At 57.8% G+C, this 24,640-nt stretch carries 18 protein-coding genes, 4 tRNA genes and 1 riboswitch; of the genes, 17 read left to right on the forward strand and 5 right to left on the reverse strand.

Translation table 11 applies throughout. The features are described from left to right. Window positions 1–33: 33 nt before the first annotated feature. Window positions 34–273, reverse strand: coding sequence for a PP0621 family protein (locus H8S59_RS11635; protein ID WP_281391296.1), 240 nt, complete (start codon window positions 271–273; stop codon window positions 34–36). A gap of 400 nt (window positions 274–673) precedes the next feature. After that, a complete protein-coding gene (locus tag H8S59_RS11640) occupies window positions 674–1,687 on the reverse strand; it encodes an outer membrane protein assembly factor BamD (protein WP_095096736.1) in 1,014 nt (337 codons plus the stop codon). A 148-nt stretch (window positions 1,688–1,835) separates the two neighbouring features. On the opposite strand from H8S59_RS11640, the gene rluD reads away from it, so the two are divergent. From rluD to H8S59_RS11695, 11 genes are all read left to right on the forward strand, one after another. Then, a complete protein-coding gene (rluD, locus tag H8S59_RS11645; RefSeq protein WP_095096734.1) occupies window positions 1,836–2,798 on the forward strand; it encodes a 23S rRNA pseudouridine(1911/1915/1917) synthase RluD in 963 nt (320 codons plus the stop codon). Next, complete coding sequence (gene pgeF / locus H8S59_RS11650) at window positions 2,795–3,526, forward strand: peptidoglycan editing factor PgeF (RefSeq protein ID WP_187521495.1); 732 nt, start codon at window positions 2,795–2,797, stop codon at window positions 3,524–3,526. The genes rluD and pgeF overlap by 4 nt, the downstream gene beginning before the upstream one ends. 450 nt (window positions 3,527–3,976) lie before the next feature. Next, the gene (gene clpB, locus H8S59_RS11655) at window positions 3,977–6,541 is read left to right on the forward strand and encodes an ATP-dependent chaperone ClpB (protein ID WP_187521496.1); all 2,565 of its coding nucleotides are present in this window, start codon (window positions 3,977–3,979) and stop codon (window positions 6,539–6,541) included. Window positions 6,542–6,826: 285 nt separating this feature from the next. Next, window positions 6,827–6,902: transfer RNA gene (locus H8S59_RS11660), tRNA-Asn, on the forward strand. A 21-nt stretch (window positions 6,903–6,923) separates the two neighbouring features. Next, window positions 6,924–7,000: transfer RNA gene (locus H8S59_RS11665), tRNA-Pro, on the forward strand. Between the two features lie 5 nt (window positions 7,001–7,005). Continuing rightward, a tRNA-Lys gene (locus tag H8S59_RS11670) sits at window positions 7,006–7,081 on the forward strand. Between the two features lie 102 nt (window positions 7,082–7,183). Continuing rightward, window positions 7,184–7,260 (forward strand) — tRNA-Pro (locus tag H8S59_RS11675). Between the two features lie 931 nt (window positions 7,261–8,191). After that, window positions 8,192–9,058, forward strand: coding sequence for an alpha/beta fold hydrolase (locus H8S59_RS11680; RefSeq protein ID WP_095096725.1), 867 nt, complete (start codon window positions 8,192–8,194; stop codon window positions 9,056–9,058). 98 nt (window positions 9,059–9,156) lie between these two features. Beyond that, window positions 9,157–10,371, forward strand: coding sequence for an efflux RND transporter periplasmic adaptor subunit (locus H8S59_RS11685; protein WP_187521497.1), 1,215 nt, complete (start codon window positions 9,157–9,159; stop codon window positions 10,369–10,371). After that, the gene (locus H8S59_RS11690) at window positions 10,368–11,468 is read left to right on the forward strand and encodes an efflux RND transporter periplasmic adaptor subunit (RefSeq protein ID WP_246475245.1); all 1,101 of its coding nucleotides are present in this window, start codon (window positions 10,368–10,370) and stop codon (window positions 11,466–11,468) included. The genes H8S59_RS11685 and H8S59_RS11690 overlap by 4 nt, the downstream gene beginning before the upstream one ends. Continuing rightward, window positions 11,465–14,506, forward strand: a complete 3,042-nt coding sequence (locus tag H8S59_RS11695; RefSeq protein WP_187521498.1) for an efflux RND transporter permease subunit — start codon at window positions 11,465–11,467, stop codon at window positions 14,504–14,506. The genes H8S59_RS11690 and H8S59_RS11695 overlap by 4 nt, the downstream gene beginning before the upstream one ends. A gap of 239 nt (window positions 14,507–14,745) precedes the next feature. Here H8S59_RS11695 and H8S59_RS11700 read toward each other — a convergent pair whose 3' ends face one another. After that, window positions 14,746–16,119: an ATP-binding protein gene (locus H8S59_RS11700; RefSeq protein ID WP_187521499.1), complete on the reverse strand. Its 1,374-nt coding sequence runs from the start codon at window positions 16,117–16,119 to the stop codon at window positions 14,746–14,748. Then, window positions 16,119–16,778, reverse strand: a complete 660-nt coding sequence (locus H8S59_RS11705; protein ID WP_187521500.1) for a response regulator — start codon at window positions 16,776–16,778, stop codon at window positions 16,119–16,121. Before H8S59_RS11705 ends, H8S59_RS11700 begins: the two co-directional genes overlap by 1 nt. 169 nt (window positions 16,779–16,947) lie before the next feature. On the opposite strand from H8S59_RS11705, the gene H8S59_RS11710 reads away from it, so the two are divergent. From H8S59_RS11710 to mntP, 6 genes are all read left to right on the forward strand, one after another. Further along, complete coding sequence (locus H8S59_RS11710) at window positions 16,948–17,217, forward strand: PepSY domain-containing protein (protein WP_027900126.1); 270 nt, start codon at window positions 16,948–16,950, stop codon at window positions 17,215–17,217. Then, window positions 17,217–17,762, forward strand: a complete 546-nt coding sequence (locus H8S59_RS11715) for a cytochrome b/b6 domain-containing protein (protein WP_187521501.1) — start codon at window positions 17,217–17,219, stop codon at window positions 17,760–17,762. The genes H8S59_RS11710 and H8S59_RS11715 overlap by 1 nt, the downstream gene beginning before the upstream one ends. Window positions 17,763–17,799: 37 nt before the next feature. Beyond that, complete coding sequence (locus H8S59_RS11720; protein ID WP_187521502.1) at window positions 17,800–19,098, forward strand: sialidase family protein; 1,299 nt, start codon at window positions 17,800–17,802, stop codon at window positions 19,096–19,098. Further along, a complete protein-coding gene (locus tag H8S59_RS11725; RefSeq protein WP_187521503.1) occupies window positions 19,095–19,724 on the forward strand; it encodes a hypothetical protein in 630 nt (209 codons plus the stop codon). Before H8S59_RS11720 ends, H8S59_RS11725 begins: the two co-directional genes overlap by 4 nt. Before the next feature lie 23 nt (window positions 19,725–19,747). After that, window positions 19,748–21,781 (forward strand): LTA synthase family protein, encoded by a 2,034-nt coding sequence (locus H8S59_RS11730; protein WP_187521504.1) that lies wholly within the window; start codon window positions 19,748–19,750, stop codon window positions 21,779–21,781. 197 nt (window positions 21,782–21,978) lie between these two features. After that, window positions 21,979–22,156, forward strand: a riboswitch (yybP-ykoY riboswitch). Next, window positions 22,155–22,721 carry a manganese efflux pump MntP gene (gene mntP, locus H8S59_RS11735; RefSeq protein ID WP_187521505.1) on the forward strand — a complete coding sequence of 189 codons (567 nt, stop codon included), beginning with the start codon at window positions 22,155–22,157 and terminating at the stop codon, window positions 22,719–22,721. (Overlaps the previous riboswitch by 2 nt.) A gap of 107 nt (window positions 22,722–22,828) precedes the next feature. Here mntP and H8S59_RS11740 read toward each other — a convergent pair whose 3' ends face one another. Next, a complete protein-coding gene (locus H8S59_RS11740) occupies window positions 22,829–24,334 on the reverse strand; it encodes a methyl-accepting chemotaxis protein (RefSeq protein WP_187521506.1) in 1,506 nt (501 codons plus the stop codon). Window positions 24,335–24,640: the final 306 nt, after the last annotated feature.

The raw sequence follows: 24,640 nt of genomic DNA on the forward strand, positions 1-24,640 counted from the left end.
TAAAACGCTCACTCCTGCATCAGAGGGCGCAACTCAGCGATCACGAGTCGCCGGGCCTTCCAGACGATGTGCCTCGCTGCAATACCATTGCTGCCCCTGATTGAGGGCACGGTCCTGAGGCAAATGCACACCGCATTGAGCGCAGCGGACCATGGGTGCTGCCACGCCTTCGGGAGGCGGAGCTTTGCGACGTGGGGTCGGCGGGTTGAGCAGACGCTTGACGAACCACACAACCGCCGCGATCAGCGCGACCCACATAAGTAAGCGAATCATGATTTCCAGCTTAGTGATTGGAGATTTTGCAGTGTAGCGAAGCAGAGGCTATTGGAATAGGTTCAGCCTGTAGGACGGGCTTTAGACGGGATGGCTATGTTCCTGGCGCAGGGGATGAAGCGGATGTAACGGTGCTCTCCCTCGACGTGGGACCGGCTTTAGCCGGGAAGAGGTCGGTAGAGCCAAGAAAAACTGACCGTCAGAAAGACCGCCTTCCCGGCTAAAGCCGGTCCCACGTCCTGAACTGTGGTTGTTGCGCGGTATTGGTGAGTCAGGCAGTACGCTATCGCGGCCTCGCGGTGCTCTCGCGCTTCTGCAGGTATGTTTTACCGCCTGCAGAAGCGGGTAATCCGAGGCAAAAAAAAGAGGCCCGCAGGCCTCTTTTTTGTACACGCTGGTATCAGTCGAACACACCAAACGTCATGTAGCTGAACCACGAGCGGTCTTTTTCGCCTTTCGCTTCGCGTTCCTGCTCGTCGAGCTCTTCCTGGTTTTCCGGAAGCAGCTCACGCGGGATGGCTTGCTTGGCGTCTTCGTACTGCTTGATCACGTCCTGGTTGGCGCGGGTTTCACCCGGCGGCAGCGGCGGATTGCTTTCGATCAGGCCCAAGGTTGCCTTGGACAGCCATGAGCGGTTGTCCGCTTCGGCTTCACGCGGTACGAACTGACCGTCAACCAGTTGTGGATGGTTCGGGTAGTTGGCCTTGAGCACTTCCAGGCTGGTAGCCGCCAGATCGTCCAGGTGCAGACGCTGATAGGACTCTACCATCACGGCCAGGCCGTCACCCACGGATGGGGTTTCCTGGAAGTTTTCGATCACGTAACGCCCGCGGTTGGCGGCAGCGACATAGGCCTGACGAGTCAGGTAGTAGTCGGCAACGTGAATTTCGTAAGAGGCCAGCAGGTTGCGCAGATAAATCATGCGCTGCTTGGCATCCGGCGAATAGCGGCTGTTCGGGTAGCGGCTGGTCAGTTGCGCGAACTCGTTGAATGAGTCACGAGCGGCACCCGGGTCACGTTTGGTCTGGTCCAGCGGCAGGAAGCGCGCCAGCAGGCCAACGTCCTGGTCGAACGAGGTCAGGCCCTTCATGTAGTAGGCGTAGTCAACGTTCGGGTGCTGCGGGTGCAGACGGATGAAGCGTTCGGCAGCAGACTTCGCAGCTTCCGGCTCACCGTTCTTGTAGTTCGCATAAATCAGTTCGAGCTGTGCCTGATCAGCATAGCGACCGAATGGATAACGCGACTCCAGCGCCTTGAGCTTTTCAGTAGCTGTCGAATAGCTGTTGTTACCCAGGTCGGCCTGCGCCTGCTGGTACAGCTCGACTTCGCTCAGGTTTTCGTCAATCACTTCCTTCGACGAGCAGGCAGCGGTGAGTGCGAGGATGGCTATCAGCAGCAGGTGTTTCACTTGCATGGCGGCTTGCGTCCCTATAACGGTCGCTGTCTTGGGCGTGACCGTCCTGTTATGATGAGCACCCCGCGGAACCCCCGGGGCAAAAGACGCCGTATTTAACCACAAGCGCGCTGCCGAAACCAAAGGCTAGCCGCCACCTAGTCTGGCCATGTCCGAAAATATAGAACTTCGCGCAGAGGTGCCGTCCGATTTGGGCGGTCAACGCCTCGATCAAGTCGCCGCACAATTATTCGCTGAGCACTCTCGCTCGCGCCTTTCTGCCTGGATCAAGGACGGCCGTTTGACGGTTGACGGAGGCGTCTTGCGCCCCCGTGACATCGTACACGGTGGTGCTGTTCTGCAATTGATTGCAGAGCAGGAGGCCCAGGGAGAATGGCTCGCTCAGGACATCGAACTCGATATCGTCTATGAAGACGATCAGATCCTGGTCATTAACAAGCCTGCCGGTCTGGTGGTGCATCCCGCTGCCGGTCACGCCGATGGCACGCTGCTCAATGCTCTGCTGCACCATGTGCCGGACATTATCAATGTGCCGCGCGCCGGTATCGTGCACCGTCTCGACAAGGACACCACCGGTCTGATGGTGGTCGCCAAGACGATTCAGGCGCAGACCCAGCTCGTTACCCAACTGCAAAGCCGTACCGTGAGCCGCATCTATGAATGCATCGTGATCGGTGTCGTTACTGCCGGTGGCAAGATCGACGCGCCTATTGGCCGTCACGGTCAGCAACGCCAGCGCATGGCGGTGATGGAAGGCGGCAAGCAGGCGGTGAGTCACTACCGTGTGCTTGAGCGTTTCCGTTCCCACACCCATGTGCGGGTCAAGCTGGAAACCGGCCGTACCCACCAGATTCGTGTGCATATGGCGCACATCAACTATCCGTTGGTGGGTGATCAGGCTTACGGTGGTCGTTTCCGTATTCCGCCTGCTGCCAGTGCGACCATGGTTGATTCGTTGAAAACCTTCCCGCGTCAGGCGTTGCATGCGCGTTTCCTGGAGCTGGATCATCCGACCACCGGTAAGCGCATGAGCTGGGAATCGCCGCTGCCTGACGATTTTGTCTGGTTACTGTCGCTGCTCAAGCAGGATCGCGAGGCGTTCATCGGGTGAGTGACTGGCTGATTCCTGACTGGCCCGCGCCTGCGGGAATCAAGTCCTGCGTCACAACCCGTAGCGGCGGCGTCAGTCTGGCGCCGTTCGACAGTTTCAATCTGGGTGACCATGTGGGTGACGATCCGCAGGCTGTCGCTGCCAATCGCCTGCGTCTGACCTCGGAGCTGAAGATTCAGGCTGCCTGGCTCAAGCAAGTGCATGGTGTGGTGGTGGCTGAGGCTGACCCTCGCCAAGTGGTCGAGGCTGATGCCAGTTGGACCGACAAGCCGGGCATTGCCTGCACCATCATGACCGCCGATTGCCTGCCTGCTCTTTTCTGTGATCGGGCCGGTACTCGCGTGGCCGCGGCTCATGCCGGGTGGCGCGGATTGGCAGCCGGTGTGCTGGAGGCTGCTGCCGATAGTCTGCAAGTTGCGCCCGATGAAGTTCTGGTCTGGCTTGGTCCAGCCATCGGCCAGCCGTCCTTTGAAGTGGGGGCGGAAGTTCGCGAAGCCTTTATAGGCACGCATCCGCAAACCGACGCCGCGTTTATACCCAGCAAAAATCCTGGCCGGTTCATGGCCGACATCTATGCCCTCGCTCGCTTGCGATTGGCAGCCCGCGGGATCACTGCCGTTTATGGCGGTGGCTTCGATACCTTCACTGATCCTCGCTTCTATTCCTACCGCCAAAACGCTCGCAACGGCCGCTTTGCGTCACTGATCTGGATCGATCCAGTCAGGTAGGAGTTGCCCCGATGTCCCTGACAACGCGCTGTCGCGCAGCAAACATTGGATCTGTAGGAGCGCACGAGCAACGCGAGGCCGCGATGGCGGTGTATCAGACAGGACGCCATCGCTGCCTCACGGTGCTCGTGAGCTCCTACAGAAAAGTATTCCAAATCAGATGGTTGCAATTTGCTTGATGAGAGCGAACTTGTTCGCGAGAAAGGGTACAGGCGATAGATAAACATCGCCTGCCGCCCAGTTTCGCGAACAAGTTCGCTCCTACCAGCAGGGTCCGTGCATGATCTCATTCATGAGGCTATCGTTTAGATGTCCCACTGCATTGCTGATCTGCGTCAATTAAATTCAGCTTGAATCTCACGCAAACGCCCGCATGTACTTGGGCATCCAGCAGGTTTTTTTCATAGGTGTGTTTATTTGCTCCGGCCTGCTTATATAGGAAGGTGACTAATGCGTATCGATAGATTGACCAGCAAGTTGCAATTGGCGTTATCTGATTCCCAATCCCTGGCGGTAGGTCTAGACCATCCGGCCATTGAGTCTGCGCACCTGATGCAGGCGTTGCTTGATCAGCAGGGCGGCACCATCAAGCCACTGCTGCTGCAAGTGGGCTTCGACATCAACAGTCTGCGCAAAGAATTGAGCAAAGAGCTCGACCAACTGCCGAAAATCCAGAACCCGACAGGCGACGTGAATATGTCCCAGGATCTGGCTCGTCTGCTGAATCAGGCAGATCGTCTGGCGCAGCAGAAGGGCGACCAGTTCATCTCCAGCGAGTTGGTCTTGCTGGCGGCCATGGACGAAAACAGCAAGTTGGGCAAATTGCTGCTCGGCCAAGGCGTCAGCAAGAAGGCGCTGGAGAATGCCATCAGCAATCTGCGCGGCGGCTCTGCAGTCAACGACCCTAATGTCGAAGAGTCGCGCCAGGCACTGGATAAATACACCGTCGACCTGACCAAGCGTGCCGAAGAAGGCAAGCTCGATCCGGTGATCGGCCGTGACGACGAAATCCGTCGGACCATTCAGGTGCTGCAGCGCCGGACCAAGAACAACCCGGTTCTGATCGGCGAACCTGGTGTGGGTAAAACCGCCATCGCGGAGGGTCTTGCTCAGCGCATCATTAATGGTGAAGTGCCGGATGGCCTCAAAGGCAAGCGTTTGCTGTCTCTGGACATGGGCTCGCTGATCGCCGGGGCCAAGTTCCGGGGTGAGTTCGAGGAGCGCCTGAAATCGCTGCTCAATGAGCTTTCCAAACAGGACGGCCAGATCATCCTGTTCATCGACGAGCTGCACACCATGGTCGGCGCCGGTAAGGGCGAAGGCTCCATGGATGCAGGCAACATGCTCAAGCCTGCGTTGGCGCGTGGCGAGCTGCATTGTGTCGGCGCGACCACGCTCAACGAGTACCGCCAATATATAGAGAAGGACGCGGCCCTTGAGCGGCGCTTCCAGAAAGTGTTGGTGGATGAGCCGAGTGAAGAAGACACCATCGCGATCTTGCGTGGCTTGAAGGAACGCTACGAGGTTCACCACAAAGTCGCGATCACTGACGGCGCGATCATTGCGGCGGCCAAATTGAGCCACCGCTATATCACCGATAGGCAGTTGCCCGACAAGGCCATCGACCTGATCGACGAAGCGGCCAGCCGTATTCGTATGGAAATCGACTCCAAGCCGGAAGTGCTCGACCGTCTTGAGCGTCGCTTGATCCAGTTGAAGGTTGAATCCCAGGCACTGAAGAAAGAAGACGACGAGGCTGCGATCAAGCGTCTGGAAAAACTTCAGGAAGAAATCGTCCGCCTGGACCGTGAATACGCTGACCTCGAAGAAATCTGGACGTCGGAAAAAGCCGAAGTCACCGGTTCTGCGCAGATCCAGCAAAAGATCGAACAGTCGCGTCAGGAGCTGGAAGCGGCTCGTCGCCGTGGTGACCTGAACCGCATGGCTGAATTGCAGTACGGGATCATTCCGGACCTGGAACGCAGTCTGCAAATGGTCGACCAGCACGGCAAACCTGAGAATCAATTGCTGCGCAGTAAGGTGACAGAGGAGGAGATTGCCGAAGTCGTCTCCAAATGGACTGGGATTCCCGTGTCGAAGATGCTCGAAGGGGAGCGCGACAAACTCCTGCGTATGGAGAGCCTGCTGCACCAGCGCGTTATCGGTCAGGACGAAGCGGTAATTGCGGTTTCCAACGCGGTACGTCGTTCTCGTGCCGGTTTGTCTGATCCAAATCGCCCAAGCGGTTCGTTCATGTTCCTCGGCCCAACCGGTGTCGGTAAGACCGAGCTGTGCAAGGCGCTGGCGGAGTTCCTGTTCGACACCGAAGAGGCGATGGTGCGAATCGACATGTCCGAGTTCATGGAGAAGCATTCCGTGGCTCGACTGATTGGTGCACCACCAGGCTATGTCGGTTATGAAGAGGGCGGTTATCTCACCGAGGCGGTCCGTCGCAAGCCGTACTCCGTGATCTTGCTGGACGAGGTGGAGAAGGCGCACCCGGACGTCTTCAACATCTTGCTGCAAGTGCTGGAAGACGGCCGCCTGACCGACAGCCACGGTCGCACGGTGGATTTCCGCAATACCGTGATCGTGATGACCTCCAACCTGGGCTCGGCGCAGATCATCGAGCTTTCGGGGGATCGCGAAGCACAGCGCGCGGCGGTGATGGACGCTGTCAGCAATCACTTCCGGCCGGAGTTCCTGAACCGTATCGACGAAGTGGTGATCTTCGAACCTCTGGCCCGCGACCAGATTGCCGGCATTACGGATATTCAGCTGGCTCGCCTGCGCAGCCGTCTGACCGAGCGCGAACTGAAACTGGAGCTGAGCCCTGAAGCGATGGATAAACTCATCGCGGTGGGTTACGACCCGGTTTACGGTGCTCGTCCGCTCAAGCGTGCGATCCAGCGCTGGATCGAGAACCCGCTGGCGCAGTTGATTCTGTCGGGCGGTTTCATGCCGGGCTCCAGCGTCACCGGCACAGTGGTTGACGACGAAATCGTCTTCAACTGATGGGGTTTGCAGTTCAGGCTCGTCAGCGATGTGTTATCGCGGGCGAGCCTGACGCTGCTTATGGATGGATTTGCGAGGGCCGAAAGGCCATCTGAAAAAAAATCGCAAATCATTGTCTTAAAAGCAATTTAAGGGGTTGACACCTCTTTTTAAAATTGTAGAATAGCGCGCCTCAGAGACGTGAACGCAGCGATGCAAACACATCGAAGAGGCTGAATTAACAAGTTAACAGCGCGTTAGTTCAGAGCAGTAAGTTGTAAAAAGTTGCATCTGAAATCGATACGTTCCGCGATAGCTCAGTTGGTAGAGCAAGTGACTGTTAATCACTGGGTCCCTGGTTCGAGTCCAGGTCGTGGAGCCAGATTTCAAAATGTAGCTGTATCGGGGTATAGCGCAGTCCGGTAGCGCGCCTGCTTTGGGAGCAGGATGTCAGGAGTTCGAATCCCCTTACCCCGACCATTTTTGGGTCGTTAGCTCAGTTGGTAGAGCAGTTGGCTTTTAACCAATTGGTCGTAGGTTCGAATCCCACACGACCCACCATTTTTGGCCTCAGCAGCAATGCCGGGGCCGAATCTTATAGATCTGATGCCATTCGCATCAAATCGCAGACGGCTTGTTGAGGCGTCTTTAAAAAGTTTCACCCGGGGTATAGCGCAGTCCGGTAGCGCGCCTGCTTTGGGAGCAGGATGTCAGGAGTTCGAATCCCCTTACCCCGACCATCTTCACAAAAAAGCCTGATTTAAGCCTTGTGCTCAAATCGGGCTTTTTTGCGTCTGCGTTTTGTTGGTTTTGACGTCGCTTACGGTCTGCCTTAAGGATTCCAAATCCCGGTAGGAGGCAACTTGTTGGCGAGGCGGTAGAAGGGGTGGACCACTCCAAAAACGCCTCGCGAACAAGTTCGCTCTCATCAAGCAAACTGTAACCACCTGGTCTGGAATGGTTTTTTGTAGGAGCTTACGAGCACCGCGAGGCAGCGATGGCGTACTGCCTGACACACCGCTATCGCGGCCTCGCGGTGCTCGTGCGCTCCTACAGTGTCCATGATGCTTCGCAACAGCGTGGTGTGAACACCGGGGCAGCTCCTACCAGAATACATTCCAGTCTCCAGGTCGCATTTCGATTCACGATCTGCTGATTCGCTTGTCGGCCATGACTGGCGGTAGCTCTAAAAACTCCCTCCAACCGGCGTCAAATTAATTGCGGCCTTTGAAGTCAACGGTCATTGACGCGTCTAAATCAACGTTCCGGGCCCCAGGTCACAAAAAAAATCGAAAAGTTCCGCCCTAAGTTGTAACTATATGTTTCAAAAAATCGCCATCGTTGTCACATTTTGGCTTCAATGAGCGGTCAGAAAAATGGAAATATTTCCCGTTTCTGTTGCGCTTGAAGGCCCGTCTTTAATAGTTGGATCCAATCTCCAGCCTCTCGTTTTCCCCCACCAATAGCGTTTAGCCATTTTTATGACGCCAATGGGGTGTCGTTTTTTGGTTTCTGATTCGTTAACAATAGCGTTAATCGATTCAGCGTATCGATGCACCTAAAAACAAGAAACTCAATGGAATTTGCCTGTAACCGGGTGAGGCTTTGGCATGGCAGCCGAAGCAGAGAAACTTAAAAAACTTTTGGAATTACGAAGGCTAGGAGGCTGTCATGGGTGCGCAAACCAAGATTCTGGATATCGAAGAGTTCAAGATCTACACCGAAACTTATTGGAAAAGTGACAGTGCCAAGACGGTTCTACTCGTCAATGGCGCGCTGTCGACCACCGGCTCGTTTGGTCAGACGGTGAAGTACCTGGCACCACACTTCAATCTGGTGCTGTTCGATCTTCCGTTCTCCGGTCAGTCCAAGGCTCACAACCCTGGCGATACGATTGTGACCAAGGAAGACGAAGTCAGAATTCTTCTAAATATCATTAATCTCTACAAAATCAATTACTTGCTCTCGGTTTCCTGGGGCGGGGTGTCCGCGCTGCTGGCGCTTTCCGAGTCGCCAGCGTCGGTTGAGAAAGCAATCATCAGCTCGTTCTCGCCGGTGCTCAATGAGCCGATGCTGGACTACATCGACAAGGCACAGCTCTATCTGGCCGCGCGTGAAAAACGCAAGATCGGTTCATTGCTTAATGACACCGTGGGCAAGTATCTGCCGCGACTTTTCAAACTCTATAACTACAAACATCTGATCAGCCTTGCTGAACATGAATACGGTCAAATCGACTTTCATATCAGCCAGATTCGTAAACTCAGTGCGAGTAATTACGTCGAGCGTTTCTCTTCTATCAAGATTCCTGTGTTATTCGTCAATGGCGAGAAAGATGAATACACCACGGTAGAAGATGCCCGCAGTTTCTCCACATACATCGCTCAAAGCAGCTTTAACGTAGTGCCCGATACCGGCCACTTTCTCGACCTTGAGAGCAAGGCCGCCTGGCTGAACTCGCAGAAAACCGTCTTGAATTTTCTGGGGGCACAGAAAGAAACCAGTCATGCATGGCCTGAAGTGGCAGCGATTGCCTGAGGTACGGAACGGCCCTTGAGCCGTTCCGTAGCGGGACCTCGTTCTGACACCCGTCTTCGGGTGTGGCGATACTTCACTGGGCTGTGGCTTTGTCGTTGATGAATATTTCTTGTGCAGTGCAATTGTGCGGGCGTTGTCGTGTTGCCGGAAAATCCCGGTTTTTGAATCCCGGAAGAGTGGTTCGCCAGCCTTGGCTGGCGCTGGGACTCAACGTTTTGCTGGTGCTTTCCCTCAGTGGCTGTTCTGACGATAAGCCGGTGTCGAAAACGCTGGTCCGTGTGGCGGTTCAGGAAGTGGTTTCCTCCGACGTCCTGACCAGCGTCGAGCTGACAGGCGATATCCAGGCGCGCAAGGTTACGGAGCAGGCTTTTCGGGTGTCCGGCAAACTGGTGCAGCGCTTTGTCGATGTGGGTGATCGCGTGCGGGCTGGTCAGCGGTTGGCAAAGCTGGACCCGCGAGAGCAAAACACCGAACTGGCGTCGGCCGATGCAGAAGTCGCCGCCAGAGAATCGCGACTGCGCTTGGCACAAACCAATTATCAGCGTCAGCAAACCTTGCTGCCCAAGGGCTACACCAATCTCAGCGAGTATCAGAAAGCGCAGTCTGCGCTGGAGAGTGCGCGGGGTGATCTTGCCGCACTGAAAGCACAGCAGGCCAATGCGCGCGATCAATTGGGCTACACCGAACTGGTCGCGGTGGCTGACGGGGTCATCACGGCGCGTCATGCCGAAGAAGGCCAGGTGGTGCAGGCAGCCACGCCTATTTTCAGTCTTGCCCACGATGGCGAGCGAGAAGCGGTATTCGCCGCCTATGAATCATTGCTGGACTCTGACCAACCGGGGCGCCGCGTGCTTGTTAAGGGGCTGGGCAATCCGGATCTGACGCTGTCCGGCAAGATCCGTGAAATCACTCCGATTGTCTCCTCCGCCAGCGGCACATTACGGGTACGCGTCGCACTGCAGGACGCTCCCGCCAATCTCGCTCTGGGCACGGTTGTCAGCGCGAAACTTGATTCCCAGGCCCGCAAAGCGTTCACCCTGCCATGGTCGGCTTTGAGTCGCAGCCACGGTAAACCTGCGGTTTGGCGGGTGGACGAGCAGAGCCGTGTGCGTCTGGTTGAAGTGCAGGTGCTGCGTTATGAGCAGGGTCAGGTGGTTATTGCCTCCGGAGTGGCGGAGGGTGACTGGGTGGTATCCCGCGGTCTGCAGTTTTTGTATCCGGGGCAGAGGGTCGACATCGCTGAGCGCGAGGGCCAAGACACGACAGACGACAAGAGCAAGGCCATCGCTATGGCAGCGGGGGCGAGTCGATGAAGGTCTCCGTGATCCGCATCGTTTTGATCTGCAAAGTCTGGTTGTTCTGCATCATTTTCATGATGGTCGCAGGCTGCCGTGACAAGCCGTTGCGTGAGGTGGTCGACCGGCCTGTGTTGTTTATCGAAATGGTCGATGCGCAGCAGCATGTTCATGGCCGCTTTGCGGGCAGCATTCAGCCGCGCTACGAAGTCGCACTGGGTTTTCGGGTGGCAGGCCGCATAGCAACGCGTCAGGTCGAGATCGGCGACAGGGTTCGTCGGGGCGACCTTCTCGCGACCCTTGAACCCAGCGATCAGCAGAACCAGCTGCGGGCCCGACAGGCAGAACTGAACAAGGCCAAAGCAACCTGGCAGCAATTGAACGCAGAGCGGCAGCGCTATCAGCAACTGATCGAGCGGGGTGTGGGCGCTCAGGCGCGACTGGATCAGATGATAGGTGATTTGCAAACTCAGGACGCCATGCTCAGTCAGGCCCGCAACGCGTTGCAGCAAGCCAGTGATCATATGTCCTACACCCGTCTGCTGGCTGAGTTCGATGGGGTGGTCACCGATTGGCATGGCGAGGTCGGTCAGGTGGTCGCGACCGGGCACCCGGTCATCAGCCTGGCGCGTCCGGAAAGCCGTGAAGCTGTGGTTGATCTGCCTTTGGATCTGGTTGCCAGCCTTGATCAAGGCATCCGGATTCAGGTGATTTCCCAGCTCAACCCACAGGCTTTTGTTGCTGCTCAGGTGCGTCAGTTGTCGCCGCAGATCGATCCGACGACCCGCACCCAGCGTGTGCGGCTGACCCTGGATTCCGTGCCTGACAGCTTTCGGCTGGGTTCGACGGTGAGCATTGAAATTATCAGCGCCGCCGCTTCGTTTCGTGAACTGCCGGGCAGCGCCGTGCTGGAACGTGAGGGTCAGGCGCAGGTATGGGTCATTGATCCGCACTCAGCGACCTTGAGCTCACGGGAGGTAACGATCCTGGCCCGGCATGGTACGTCGGTGCGTGTGCAAGGCGAGTTGCGTGACGGTGACAAGGTAGTCATCGCCGGAGTCAACGGTCTGAAAGCCGGGCAGAGAATTCGTATGGATCGCGAGGTCAGTTTGTGAGGGAGCGTTTTAACCTGTCTGCCTGGGGGCTTCGGCACCGCACACTGGTCTGGTACATGATGTTCGTTTCGCTGCTGATGGGAAGCTGGTCGTTCATGAATCTTGGGCGCGAGGAAGATCCTTCGTTTGCCATCAAGACCATGGTCATTCAAGCCCGTTGGCCGGGTGCAACCTTGCCGGAGACGCTGCAGCAAGTCACCGATCGTATGGAAAAGAAGCTCGAAGAAATCGACGCGCTGGATTACGTGAAGAGCTACACCCTGGCTGGCGAGTCGACGCTGTTTGTATTCCTCAAGAGCGACACCCACAGCGCCGACATTCCCGCCGCCTGGTATCAGGTGCGCAAGAAGATCATGGACATTCGGGGTGAGCTGCCTGACGGGATTCAGGGGCCTGCGTTCAACGACGAGTTCGGTGACGTTTTCGGCAGCATCTATGCGTTTACCGCCGACGGCCTGTCGTTTCGTCAGCTACGCGACTATGTCGAACAGGTCAGGGCAGACATCCGCAGTGTGCAGGACCTGGGCAAGATCGAGCTGCTGGGGGCGCAGCGTGAGGTGATCTACCTGAATTTCTCCATGCGCAAGTTGGCGGCTTTGGGGATTGATCAGCGGCAGGTCATCGCCAGTCTGCAAGCGCAAAACGCGGTAACGCCCGCCGGTGTCATCGAGTCCGGTCCGGAAAGAATTGCAGTGCGCACCAGTGGCCAGTTTTCGGACGAAGGTGACCTGCAAGCCGTCAACCTGCGCTTCGGTGACCGCTTCTTTCGCCTGAGTGATCTGGCAACGGTGGAGCGTCGTTATGCCGATCCGCCGAGTTCGATGTTCCGCTTCAACGGCCAGCCAGCGATTGGTCTGGCCGTGGCCATGAAGCAGGGCGGCAATATCCAGGATTTCGGCACGCGATTGCAGCAGCGTATTGATGCGCTGACCAGCGAGCTGCCACTGGGTATCGACGTGCATCTGGTGTCGAGTCAGGCCGAGGTGGTGGACAAGGCCATTGGCGGCTTCACCCGTGCGTTGTTCGAGGCGATTCTGATTGTACTGGTGGTGAGTTTCCTCAGCCTGGGCATTCGTGCCGGACTTGTGGTGGCGTGTTCGATCCCGCTGGTGTTGGCGCTGGTTTTCGTCTTCATGGAGTACAGCGGCATCACCATGCAGCGTATTTCTCTGGGGGCATTGATCATCGCATTGGGGCTGTTGGTGGACGACGCCATGATCACCGTGGAAATGATGGTGACCCGACTTGAGGGCGGCGATTCGTTGCAGCAGGCGGCCACGTTTGCCTACACCTCCACGGCATTCCCGATGCTGACGGGCACGCTGGTGACGGTCGCCGGTTTCGTGCCCATTGGCCTGAACTCCAGTTCGGCGGGAGAGTACGTCTTCACCATGTTTGCAGTGATCGCAGTGGCGTTGCTGCTCTCATGGTTGGTGGCGGTGTTGTTTGCGCCGCTGATTGGCGTGCACATCCTCAAAGTACCCAAAGCTCATCAGCATGCAGGCGGTGCCTGGATGGCGGGATTTCGACGGGCGTTGTCAGCAGCGCTCAAGCATCGCTGGTGGGTAATCGGCTTTACCGTGCTGGTCTTCATCGGCTCGCTGTTCGCGGGCAAGTTACTGCAGAACCAGTTTTTCCCGGACTCGGACCGTCCGGAAATTCTCGTCGATATCTACATGCCGCAGAACGGCTCCATCGACGGTACGCGTCAGGTGATGGATCGCCTCGAAACCACGCTCAAGGACGATCCGGACGTGTTGCACTGGAGTTCCTATGTCGGCAAAGGCGCAGTGCGTTTTTACCTGCCGTTGGATCAGCAGTTGAGCAATCCGTTTTACGGTCAACTGGTCATTGTCAGCCGTGGCGGGGAAGGGCGTGATCAACTGATCGAGCGTTTGCGCCAGCGTTTTCGCGATGACTTCGTCGGTGTTGGCGGCTACGTGCAGCCTCTGAACATGGGCCCTCCGGTGGGGTGGCCGGTGCAATATCGGGTCAGCGGTCCTGACATCGAGCAGGTCCGTAGCCAGGCCATGGCACTGGCGGCCATTCTGGATGCCAACGCCAATATCGGGCAGGTCATCTACGACTGGAATGAGCCTGGCAAAGTGTTGAAGATCGACATCGCTCAGGACAAGGTGCGCCAGTTTGGCCTGTCTTCCGAAGACGTGGCGCAGATTCTCAACAGTCTGGTATCCGGCACCAGCATCACCAAGGTTCGCGATGACACCTATCTGGTGGATCTGGTGGGGCGTGCCGAAGCCAGTGAGCGGACCTCGCTGCAAACCTTGAGCAACCTGCAGATTCCGGTGCCCGGCGGGACCAGCGTGCCGTTGATGGCCTTCGCCAGTTTGAGTTACGAGCAGGAGCAACCGCTGGTCTGGCGTCGCGACCGGCTACCGACCATTACCCTGAAAGCCAACGTACTCGGCCATTTGCAGCCCGCGGCGCTTGTGCGTGAGTTGCGTCCGCAGGTCGAGGCGTTCAGTGCGGCCTTGCCAGTGCGTTACTCGGTGGCGACCGGCGGCGCGGTCGAAGCCAGCGCCCGCTCCCAAGGGCCGATTCTGAAAGTGGTGCCGCTGATGTTGTTATTGGTCGCGACCTTTCTGATGATTCAGTTGCAGAGTGTGAAGAAACTGATGCTGGTGGTCAGCGTGGTGCCGCTAGGGTTTATCGGGGTTGTCGCAGCGCTGTTGTTGACCGGCTATCCGCTGGGCTTCGTGGCGATTCTCGGGGTGCTGGCGTTGATCGGGATCATCATCCGCAACTCGGTGATTCTGGTCACGCAGATCGACGAGTTCATGGCGGCTGGAGAAGAGGCGTGGACCGCAGTGGTCAAGGCCACCGAGCACCGCTGTCGCCCGATCCTGCTGACTGCAGCGGCAGCAAGTCTGGGCATGATCCCGATAGCCCGCGAGGTGTTCTGGGGGCCGATGGCCTACGCCATGATTGGCGGCATTGCGATTGCTACCGTGCTGACGCTGTTTTTCCTGCCTGCGCTGTACATGGTTTGTTATGGGATCAAACCGCCCAGGGCCTGAATCGTGGGCAGGATGGAATACGGTCTTTGTGGTGGATCCTGCGGGAGCGGCGACTCCTATCGAAAAAAACAGCTACCTGATTTGGGATGTTTTTCTGTAGCGCACGAGCACCGCGAGGCCGCGATAGCGTCGTATCAGACAGGACGCCATCGCTGCCTCGCGGTGCTCGTGAGCTCCTACAGGTCAGTGTTTGCTGCGCGACAGCGCGGTGTCATGGACACCGGACAGGCCCAGAAACGTCAGCTCTCAAGACTCCTCAACCGCAACTGCGCACAGCATCCGCCATCAGGGCGGTTGCCGATCTGAAAGCTGCTGTCGAGTTTTTTCACGATCATCTCGACGATGGCCAATCCCAGACCTGCGCCGTTGCTGTGGCCATTGCTGTAGAAACGCTCCAGCAGACGCGGTGCATTTTTTTCGTCGATGCCCGGCCCGCTATCCTCGACGCGCAACTCGGCCTGGCCGTCGTGACTGCGGTCGAGAAGGACCCGAATCTCACTGTTGGCCGGAGCGAAATTAAGGGCGTTGGTCAGCAGGTTCTGGAAGGCGACGGTAATCGCCGCAGGATCACTGTGTAACCGGAAGTCCTCGACGCCATCGAATACCAGCTCGACTTTTTTCTCGGCTGCCAGCGGCGTCAGTTCGGCGAGCTCCTCGCGGACCAGACTGCCCAGGTCGAAGGTCTGCAGTTCGTCGTGGTTTATTTTCGGCTCCAAACGCGCCATGGTCAGCAACTGGCTGGCAATGCGCGTGGCGCGATCGACGCCATGCACCAGAAAGTCCAGTGCCTCTTCGCGTTGCTCTGGCAGTTGCGCCTGCCGGGCGTTTTGCGCGTGGATGCGCAGGATGGTCAGCGGGGTACGCAATTCATGGGCAGCGTCGGCGATGAAGCGTCGCTCCCGCTCCAGCAGGTTTTCGATCTGGATCAGCAGGCGATTAAGCGAGGTCTGCATGGGCTCCAGTTCTTTGGGCAGCGGCGAAAGAACCAGCGGTTCAAGGCTCTCCGGCGCACGGCGGCGGATAACGCTGGCCATGAGTTGCAGCGGGCGCATTCCCCAGCCAATTGCCAGCCAGATGGCGATGGCGAGAAGTGGCACACCAATCACCGTAGGCCAAAGGGTATGGCGGACGATGCGTTGAATCAGATCCTGACGCACGTCGTCACGTTCGCCAACCCAGATCAGTAGCCCTTGCTGTTTATCGACCAGCAGAAAACCACACCAGTCATTGCCGTCTTTGAGGAAGTCGTGTGAGCCCTCGGTGACGGGCGGGCCGTCCAGCTCGGGTGCCTCGGCGGAGCGCACCAGAAGTTCGCCAGTGTCACGCCAGATCTGGAACGTCAGACGGGTTTCATAGGGATGCGCGGCTTCACCGCCGCCTACTCGACTCATGGCTTCGTCGAAAGCCTGATACAGCCGATCAAGGTCCGTTTCGCCCGGCGGCCGTTGACGCAGAACACCTTGGAGCAGGCGTGCGCTTTGCGCCAGTTGCGCGTCGTACACCTCTTCAATTTCAGTGTGGCTATCGCGCAGCGCCAACCAACTGATGGTCAAGTCGCCCAACAGCAGCAGGAGCAACACGGGGACGAGAATGCGCGCGCGAACTGAACTCATCACAAGGTCTCGATCCGGTAGCCCACACCGCGCACGGTACGGATCAATTCTGCGGAGAGCTTTTTGCGCAGGTTGTGGATCAGCACCTCCAGCGTGTTGCTCTCCACCTTGTCTTGCCAGCCGTACAGCGTCGACGACAAGCGCTCGCGGGTCACGACTTTACCGGGCCGTATCATCAGTTGATGGAGGAGCTGGTACTCCATGGGCGTCATGGCGATTTCAACGCCGTTGAAGCTGACTTGCTGCGTCGAAGGGTCCAGGCTGATTTGCCCGTGCTCCAGCAACGGTTGCGCCCGGCCCTGGCTGCGCCGCAGCAGCGCACGAACCCGAGCCTTGAGCTCGTCCACATCGAAGGGTTTGACCAGGTAGTCATCCGCACCGGCGTCCAGCCCGGCGATGCGGTCAGGCGTGCCGTCGCGTGCGGTCAGGATCATGACCGGCAGTGACTGTTGCTCCGCGCGAATCTGACGCAGCAAGTCGAGACCGTCCAGACGCGGCAGGCCAAGGTCGAGCAGCAGCAAATCAAAGCGTTCGCTGCGCAATGCATGTAACGCGCTCGCGCCGTCTTGCAGCCAGTCCAGCGTATAGCCTTCGCTGCCGAGGGCGACGCGGATGCCCTGGCCTACGGCACGGTCATCTTCCACGAGGAGCAGGCGCATAAGGTGTTCCGTATTGGTTTCAGCCGGTGAGGGCGCACATGATGCCGCTACGCCAGCGCTTCGGGCAGAGCCTTGTGTCGGAGAAGATGTAACGGCCTGTTGCGTCCTAAGCTTTCGCTAAGCTTCGTTTCGCACAGTAGCGGCTCCTTAGTTCTTACGAGTGTCTGCCATGCGTAAAGTCCTGTTGCTAGTTCCCTTTCTGCTCGCCAGTCCACTGGCCCTTGCCGGTCCACAATGCACCACCGCCGAACGTTCTACCTGGCAGGATCAGGGCAAATTCCAGGAGCAACTCAAGGCTCAGGGTTACGAGATCAGCAAGTTCAAAGTTACTGATGGCAACTGCTACGAAATCTACGGTTTCGACAAAGACAAACGCAAAGTCGAGATCTATCACGATCCGGTCACCGGCAAAGCCGTGAAGACCGAGATCAAGGGCTGATGAGCCGCCCCACCCTTCGCCTGTGGGACCCGCTGGTGCGGCTGTTCCACATTTCCCTGGCCGGTGTTTTCGTTTCTAACTACTTCTTCAATGAAGCGGGTGACGATTGGCACGTGTGGTTGGGCTATTACGCGGTTGCCTGCCTGGTGGTGCGCGTGGTGTGGGGTTTCATTGGGCCACGCAGTGCGCGCTGGTCCGATTTCTGGCCGACGCCTGCGCGCTTGCGTGCCCATATTGGCTCGCTAGTCAGGCGTCAGCCGGAACATCGGCTTGGGCATTCGCCGCTGGGCGCACTGGTCATGGTGCTGATGATGGCGATGATTTTCGCGATCGGTTTCACCGGATGGCTAATGACCGAAGTGGATGCACTGTGGGGTGCAGACTGGCCTCAGCAGATTCATGAAACGCTGGCTGACGGCCTGGCGCTAGTGGTGTGCCTGCACATAGCGGCGGCACTGTTTGAAAGTTATCAGGTGAAGGACAACCTGCCGTTGTCAATGATCACTGGCCGGCGGCGACCTCTCGCCGATGAGTCCCGAGATTGAGTCCTGGCGTTTTGCCGCACAGCTGTGATAAATACTCATGCGATTAATTCCCCTGAATGTCCCGGCATTGAGCGCATATGTTGCGCTCACTCTTGTTTTCCTGGCTGCATGGTTCAGCCATCCTCAGCATACGCTGTCTGCCTTTGCAGTCGCGTCACCGATAACGCCCGTTGCTGGCGTCGCGGTCAAAGCCAGCTACAGCTCGCGCTTCGCATCGTCTGATCTTGATGATTTCGTTCACTCCTCGGCAGTGACCGCATTGCCCGGTGGCGACCTGATGTCGGTGTGGTTCGCGGGCTCCCGTGAAGGCGCGGGGGATGTTGAAATCCGCGCCTCGCGATTCGATGCGGGCTCAGGCGAGTGGGGCGATGAACAGGTATTGGCGACGCGTCAGTCGACGCAGGAAGGCACCGGCAAGTACATCCGCAAGCTGGGTAACCCGGTGGTTGCTCTGGCACCGGACCAGCGCTTGTGGCTGTTCTATGTTTCCGTATCGGTAGGCGGCTGGGCAGGCAGCTCAGTCAACGTGATGGTCTCCGAGGACATGGGCAAGAACTGGTCGCAGCCGCGTCAACTGGTCACCTCGCCGTTCCTCAATATCAGCACCCTGGTGCGCGCCGCGCCTGTGTTTCACGCCGACGGTTCGATCGGCCTGCCGGTTTACCACGAGTTTCTGGGCAAGTTCGCCGAATACCTTTACCTGAGCGCCAATGGTGATGTGATCGACAAATTCCGCATCAGCCGCGGCACGAACTCTCTGCAGCCAACCGTGGTGCCGCTGGATGGCAAGCGCGCGGTCGCATTGCTGCGCTATGCGGGCAATACCCATCACAAAGTGCTCGCCAGTCGCACTGAAGATGGCGGCCAAACCTGGAGTGAACCGTTGCCCCTTGCGCCGAGCAATCCCAACTCTTCGCTGGCAGCGGTCGGCACGCCTGATCGCGGTCTGTTGGTGGCGCTGAATGACCTGCGTGACGGTCGTTTCAAATTAAGCCTGTACGGCACGGACGAGCAGATGGATCACTGGACTTCTCTGATCGATCTGGACAAGTCCCCCGATCCGCTGGGCAATCCGTTTTCCTTCGATGCCTACAAGGAAATCATCGGTGAAGGTTTCCGCGCTTCCAGCGGTGAGCGCCGTCATCCGCTGGAAGCGCAGTTCCTGAGCAACCTCGATCAGCGTGTGTGCTCCCCTCAAGGCTGCGATTTCGAGTATGAATACCCTTACTTCATCCGCAGCCCCGACGGCATGTATCACCTGGTGTATTCGTGGAATAACACCTTCATCAAACACGTCAGCTTCAATGAAGCCTGGCTCGCGGAGCAACTGCTGTGATGTCTCTGTGGCAAGCTCATCTGTTTTTCAGTCTGGCGCTATTCCTTCTGGTTGCTCCGTTGGCGCCGAGCGTGAAGTCGCGTCTGATCATTCTGGCGGGTTTCTCAGCCCTGAGCTTTGTCAGCTTCAATGGTCTTTCGCTGGCCGCCTATGTGCGCAGCTTTACCGACGATCTGGCGATCACCACCGCGATTGTTCTTGTCTGGTTCAGCTTGCAGCGCCTGGGCGTGAAACTGCCTGGAGTGGATCGACCTGGCACGCTGGTGGTGATTGTTTTCGCGGTTTTTGCATTGGTTCTGTATCCGGCAACGCTGGGGATGAGCTACAGCGATCCTTATCGTCTGGGCTTTAATCCGCGGCCGCTGATCATTGCTGTTGCGGTCATCGCTTTCGGTTTGCTGTACCTGCGCAACGGCCTGGGTGTGGTGATGCTGGCGGGCGCAACACTGGCCTTCGCGGTGCGCAGCAAACCTTCTGAAAACTACTGGGACTACCTGATCGACCCATTGCTGGCGCTGTATTGCTGCGTGGCGCTGGTGGTGATGGTTGTGGGCGGCATCTATCGCCGCTGGCGCAGTAACCGACCAATAACGGTATCAAGCATCAAGCCGGTTTCGGGCTTGTGAGTGCGAGAGTCAAGGGGATGAAAATGGGTTGGCTGCAATCACGGCGCCTGCTGTATTGGCTGGGCGTGACCGTGCTTTTTTTCGTGCTGCTGAGTGTTTTGCGGCTGGTGTTTTTCTTCGGTTTCTCCGGCGTTGATCCTGCCAGCCTGAGCACTGACACTACCGTCGCCCAGACGCTGGGGATCGGCTTTCGTTTCGACTTGCGTCTGGCTTTGCTGTTGGCCTTACCTCTCGTTGTCCTGTTGTGGTTCCCACGCTGGAACCTGCTGAACGTAAGGGCGCTGCGGTGGGTGACGCGGGTCTATCTGGCGGTCGTATTGGCGCTGGTCACTCTGATCTACATCGTCGATTTCGGTCATTACGCGTATCTGGGGGTACGGATCAACGCCAGCGTCATGCGTTATCTGGACGACGCGCAGATTTCCCGGGACATGCTTTGGCAGACCTATCCGGTGTTATGGATCACCGCCAGTTGGCTCGCCGGTCTCGGGGTGATAGTCGCTGCCTTCATCGGGCTGGAACGGCTGACCCTTGAGCGCCCGGCCAGGCCGATCAAGCGCTGGTCTGCTGCGTTTGGCGCAGTGCTCGTGACGCTGGCCACGTTGTTGGGGCTGCTGGGGCGAGTGGAAAACCTCAATCTGGAAAACCCGGTACCGCTGCGCTGGAGCGACGCGTTCTTCTCGGGCAACAGCCAGGTTGCTGCTCTGGGTTTGAACCCGGTGCTGTTCCTGTATGACACGCTCAAGGTCGGGCAATCGCGTTACGACGAGGACGCTGTGCGTCGTCACTATTCGGTCGTCGCAGAGTATCTGGGCGTCGATAAGCCAGACCCGCAAAGCCTGACCTTCAAGCGTCAGCAAGACGTGCAGCCTTACAACGTGGCTGCCACGCGGCCGCCGAACGTGGTGTTTGTCATGCTGGAGTCGTTAGGCACCAGCGCCGTGGGGGCGTATGGCAACCCGCTCAATCCCACGCCGAATCTGGACTCGTTGGCCAGGCAAAGCTGGTTCTTCCGGCACTTCTATGTGCCGGTCACCGGAACGGCCAAAACGGTATGGGCAAGCATTACCGGGGTGCCCGATGTGACCCGTCAGGAAACCGCGACCCGACACCCGATGCTGACCCGGCAAAACACACTGATCAACGACTTCAAGGGCTACGAGAAGCTGTACATGATCGGTGGCAACTCCGGGTGGGCCAATATGAACGCGCTGATCCGCCGCAGCATCGTCGATATTCGACTATATGACGAGCGTGACTGGCATTCTCCTGTGGTGGATGTGTGGGGGATTTCCGACCTGGATCTGTTCAAGGAAGGCGACCGAATCCTGCGCGCGCTGCCCAAGGATCAGCCGTTCTTCGCTTATCTGCAGACGGCAGGCAATCACCGGCCGTTTACCATTCCCAGGGAAAACGACGGTTTTGAAGTCAGCAACCTGAGCCTCGAACAAGTGCAGGCCGCGGGTTCGCGCAGCGTGGAGCAGTACAACGCGGTGCGCTTGTTGGACTTCAATATTGGGCGGCTGATGGAACTGGCCAAGGCGGGCGGTTACTACGACAACACGATTTTTGTCCTGTTTGGCGACCACAACACCCGCATCAGCCAGATCCCGCATATGCCACCGGCGTTTGAGCAGTTAGGTCTGGAGAGCAACAACGTACCGATGTTGATCCACGCACCAGGCTTGATAGGGACGAAGGTTGTCGAGGAGGCGGTGGGGTTGGCGGACCTGTTGCCAACCGTGGCGGGCATGGCGGGCATTCCGTTCAGCAACGGCGCCATGGGCCGGGATATCCAACAGCCTGCGCCGGAAGGTGAGCGCCTTGTGCCCTTGGTCTTGCGCGAAGGCACGTTCCCGTTGATTGGTGGCGTGACCCGGAATTTCCTCTTGCAGATGGAGCACGACGGTACCTCGCCGACGCTGCACGACCTGGCCTCAGCCACCCCTCTAGAGGACGTCGCAGGGCAGCATCCCGAGGAGTTCAGTCGGTTGCGTGCGTTGACCCTGGGGCTGCATGAGAGTGCGCGGCTGATGTTGTATCGGAATGTGCAGTGAGGTTGAACATGGGGGCGCCAAGCAGATAACCCTGTGGGAGCGGTGCTTGCCCGCGATAAGGACACCTCGATTCTGCAGATGAATCACCTAAACCTTATCGCGGGCAAGCACCGCTCCCACAAGGATAGTGTTCCTCATGTACAACCGAAATTTGTGAACCATTTGACGATATTTTCATGCCCTTTACAGGTATGATGCCCCCCTTCGTTGGGGAGTAGCCTGCTGCTGAGTTATCTCAGTAGCGTTCGTATCAACATTCTCGGCAGCAGCCGTGGTACGAGCACCTTTTGGTTGGCGAGACCAGCGACATATCCATGCCTAAAGTCGGGCGTGTGGATGTGTCGTTGACTCATAGCCCGACTGGAAGTAAACCGTGAATCCCATTTCCCTCATATTCCTGGCCTTGGCCATGTCCACGGACGCTTTCGCAGCGGCCATCGGTAAAGGCTCAAGCCTGCACAAACCGCGTTTTATCGAAGCGCTGCGCACCGGTTTGATCTTCGGCGTGATTGAAGCCATCACGCCCGTCGTCGGCTGGGCCATCGGTAATGCCGCAAGCAGCTTCGTCGAAAGCTGGGACCACTGGATCGCCTTTACGCTGCTGCTGATTCTCGGCTTGCACATGATCTACAACGGCGTGAAGCCGGATGATGAAGAGCCAGAGGAAAAAGCCGGTCAGCATTCGTTCCTGATTCTCGCTGTCACCGCTTTTGCCACCAGCGTCGACGCGCTTGCCGTAGGTGTCGGCCTGGCTTTTGTGGACGTGAATATTCTGGTCGCAGCCGCTGCAATCGGTCTGGCTACCATGACCATGGTCACCATCGGTGTGATGCTGGGTCGGGTACTGGGGACGATGGTCGGCAAGCGCGCCGAGATCATGGGTGGTGTGGTACTGATGCTGGTGGGTGCGACGATTTTGTACGAACACTTGTCGGCGTAGTCGATTCGAGAGTGTGTAGGAGCTGACGAGCAGCGCGAGGCTGCGATGGCGGTTTGCCTGACAAATCGCTTCGCGGCCGTCGTGACCTCCGTCCGCTCCTACAAAAATTACAGCTGATTCTTCACCGCAAATGCCGCGCCCAGCGCCTGAAGACGGTTCGCCATCGGCGAGAGGTCTTCGCTGCACTGGATGAGGGTAACGACATCCGAGGCATTGTTCTGCGCAATGGCGTGGACAGCGGTCAGACGATCATTGATGCCCACCGATGCTGCAGATTGCTGCTCGGTGGTGCCCGCGATCAGCACGTTCAACCGGTGGATTTCCAGCACATCGGCAACGGTGCTTTTCAATAGCTCAGAGCCCAACTGACTGGCCTGCACGCAGCGGCCGACTTCTTCGCCGCTGGTACGCATCGACTCGGCTGCGGTGCGGCTTTCCTTCTGTAATGATTCGACGATCTGGCGGATTTCGTCCACCGAGCCTGCGGTCTTCTGCGCCAGGCCGCGAACCTCATCGGCCACCACGGCAAATCCGCGGCCCTGTTCGCCTGCACGCGCTGCCTCAATGGCAGCATTGAGCGCCAACAGATTGGTTTGTTCGGCGATTTCACGGATCACGTTAATCACCTTGCCGATCTTTTCTGCCTGTTCTGCCAGCGACTTCACGCTCTGGTTGGCACCGCTGATGGAAGACTCCAGATTGGCGATGTCTTTGCTGGCCCGATCCACTGACTCACGACCTTTCACCAACTGCTCATTGGCCTTGTTGGCACCCTGATGCGCCTGGCTGGCGTGTTGCGAGATGTCATCCAGCGCGGTGGTGAGCAGTTGCATGGCGTGGGTCATGCGGGTGATTTCTGCCAGTTGTTGCTGCGCGCCCTTGTCCAGAGTGTCGCCGGTGACAGAGAGCTGACGACCCATGTCGCTCAAGCCGCTGGTTTCCTGGATGACACCGCCAACGGTGTGGGTGATTAACGTCAGGAAATCATCAAAGCGCTGCGCAGAGTGCACGCCCACACGATTTTCAGCGACGCCCGTTCTGTTATCCAGGCGCGTTGCAGCCTGCAGGATCTTGTCCAGCAGATCCTGGCTTTCTTTGGCCGCGCTATAGCTGTGGATGGCGAGATAAATCAGAATGGCACTTTCCGCGACCACATAGGCCGCATGGATGAAGACCATATCCCAGCCAGCGTGATGCTGCATCACGTACACCGGATAACCTTCATGTTGCAGCACGTGGAACAACAGGTGGTGAACAGCGATGGTGGCCGCTGCGACAACGATGGGCAGCCAGTCGCGATAAAACGTCAGCACTGCGAGCAGCGCGAAGATCCCGAAGTGGACCTCGACGACGCCTTGGGTTTGATTGATATGCAAGCCCGCCATCACCATCAGAGCAACGCCCGTCAAGCAACGAAATAACCGGGTGCCCCCCAGGCTAGGGTACAGCGCGGTCATCGCGAGGGCGGTGCCGCCACCGACCAGAATGGCCTGGCCGAAGGTCGAGTAAACGGTCGCCAGCCCCAGGGCGTAGACGAAACATATCCACAAGAGCCCGAGCATGATGCGGTCAGCTTTGCGGTAATGATCGGTAAAACGAGGCACGGTCGACATAGCGCAAATCCTCAACATCCATTTCAGGGAACCGCAGGAACGCCGAGTATGCCTGTGTCGATGGGACTAAAGAAGCGGAATGCCATTAGTGGTGCAGTTGCAGCACACAATGGATCTTCAGGAGGGACGCTGTCGCTAAGCAGACCCAAGACCTGTAGGAGCTGCCGAAGGCTGCGATCGCGGTGTACCAGTAGAAATGCTTCGCAGCCTTCGGCAGCTCCTACGGAAAATGCATTTCAATCCAGTATTTTGCTGGTGTTTGATGAGAGCGCACGAGCAGCGCGAGGCAGCTCTCATCAGATATAA

Origin of the sequence: Pseudomonas folii (genome assembly GCF_014357575.1) — a bacterium.
GTDB lineage: Bacteria > Pseudomonadota > Gammaproteobacteria > Pseudomonadales > Pseudomonadaceae > Aquipseudomonas > Aquipseudomonas folii.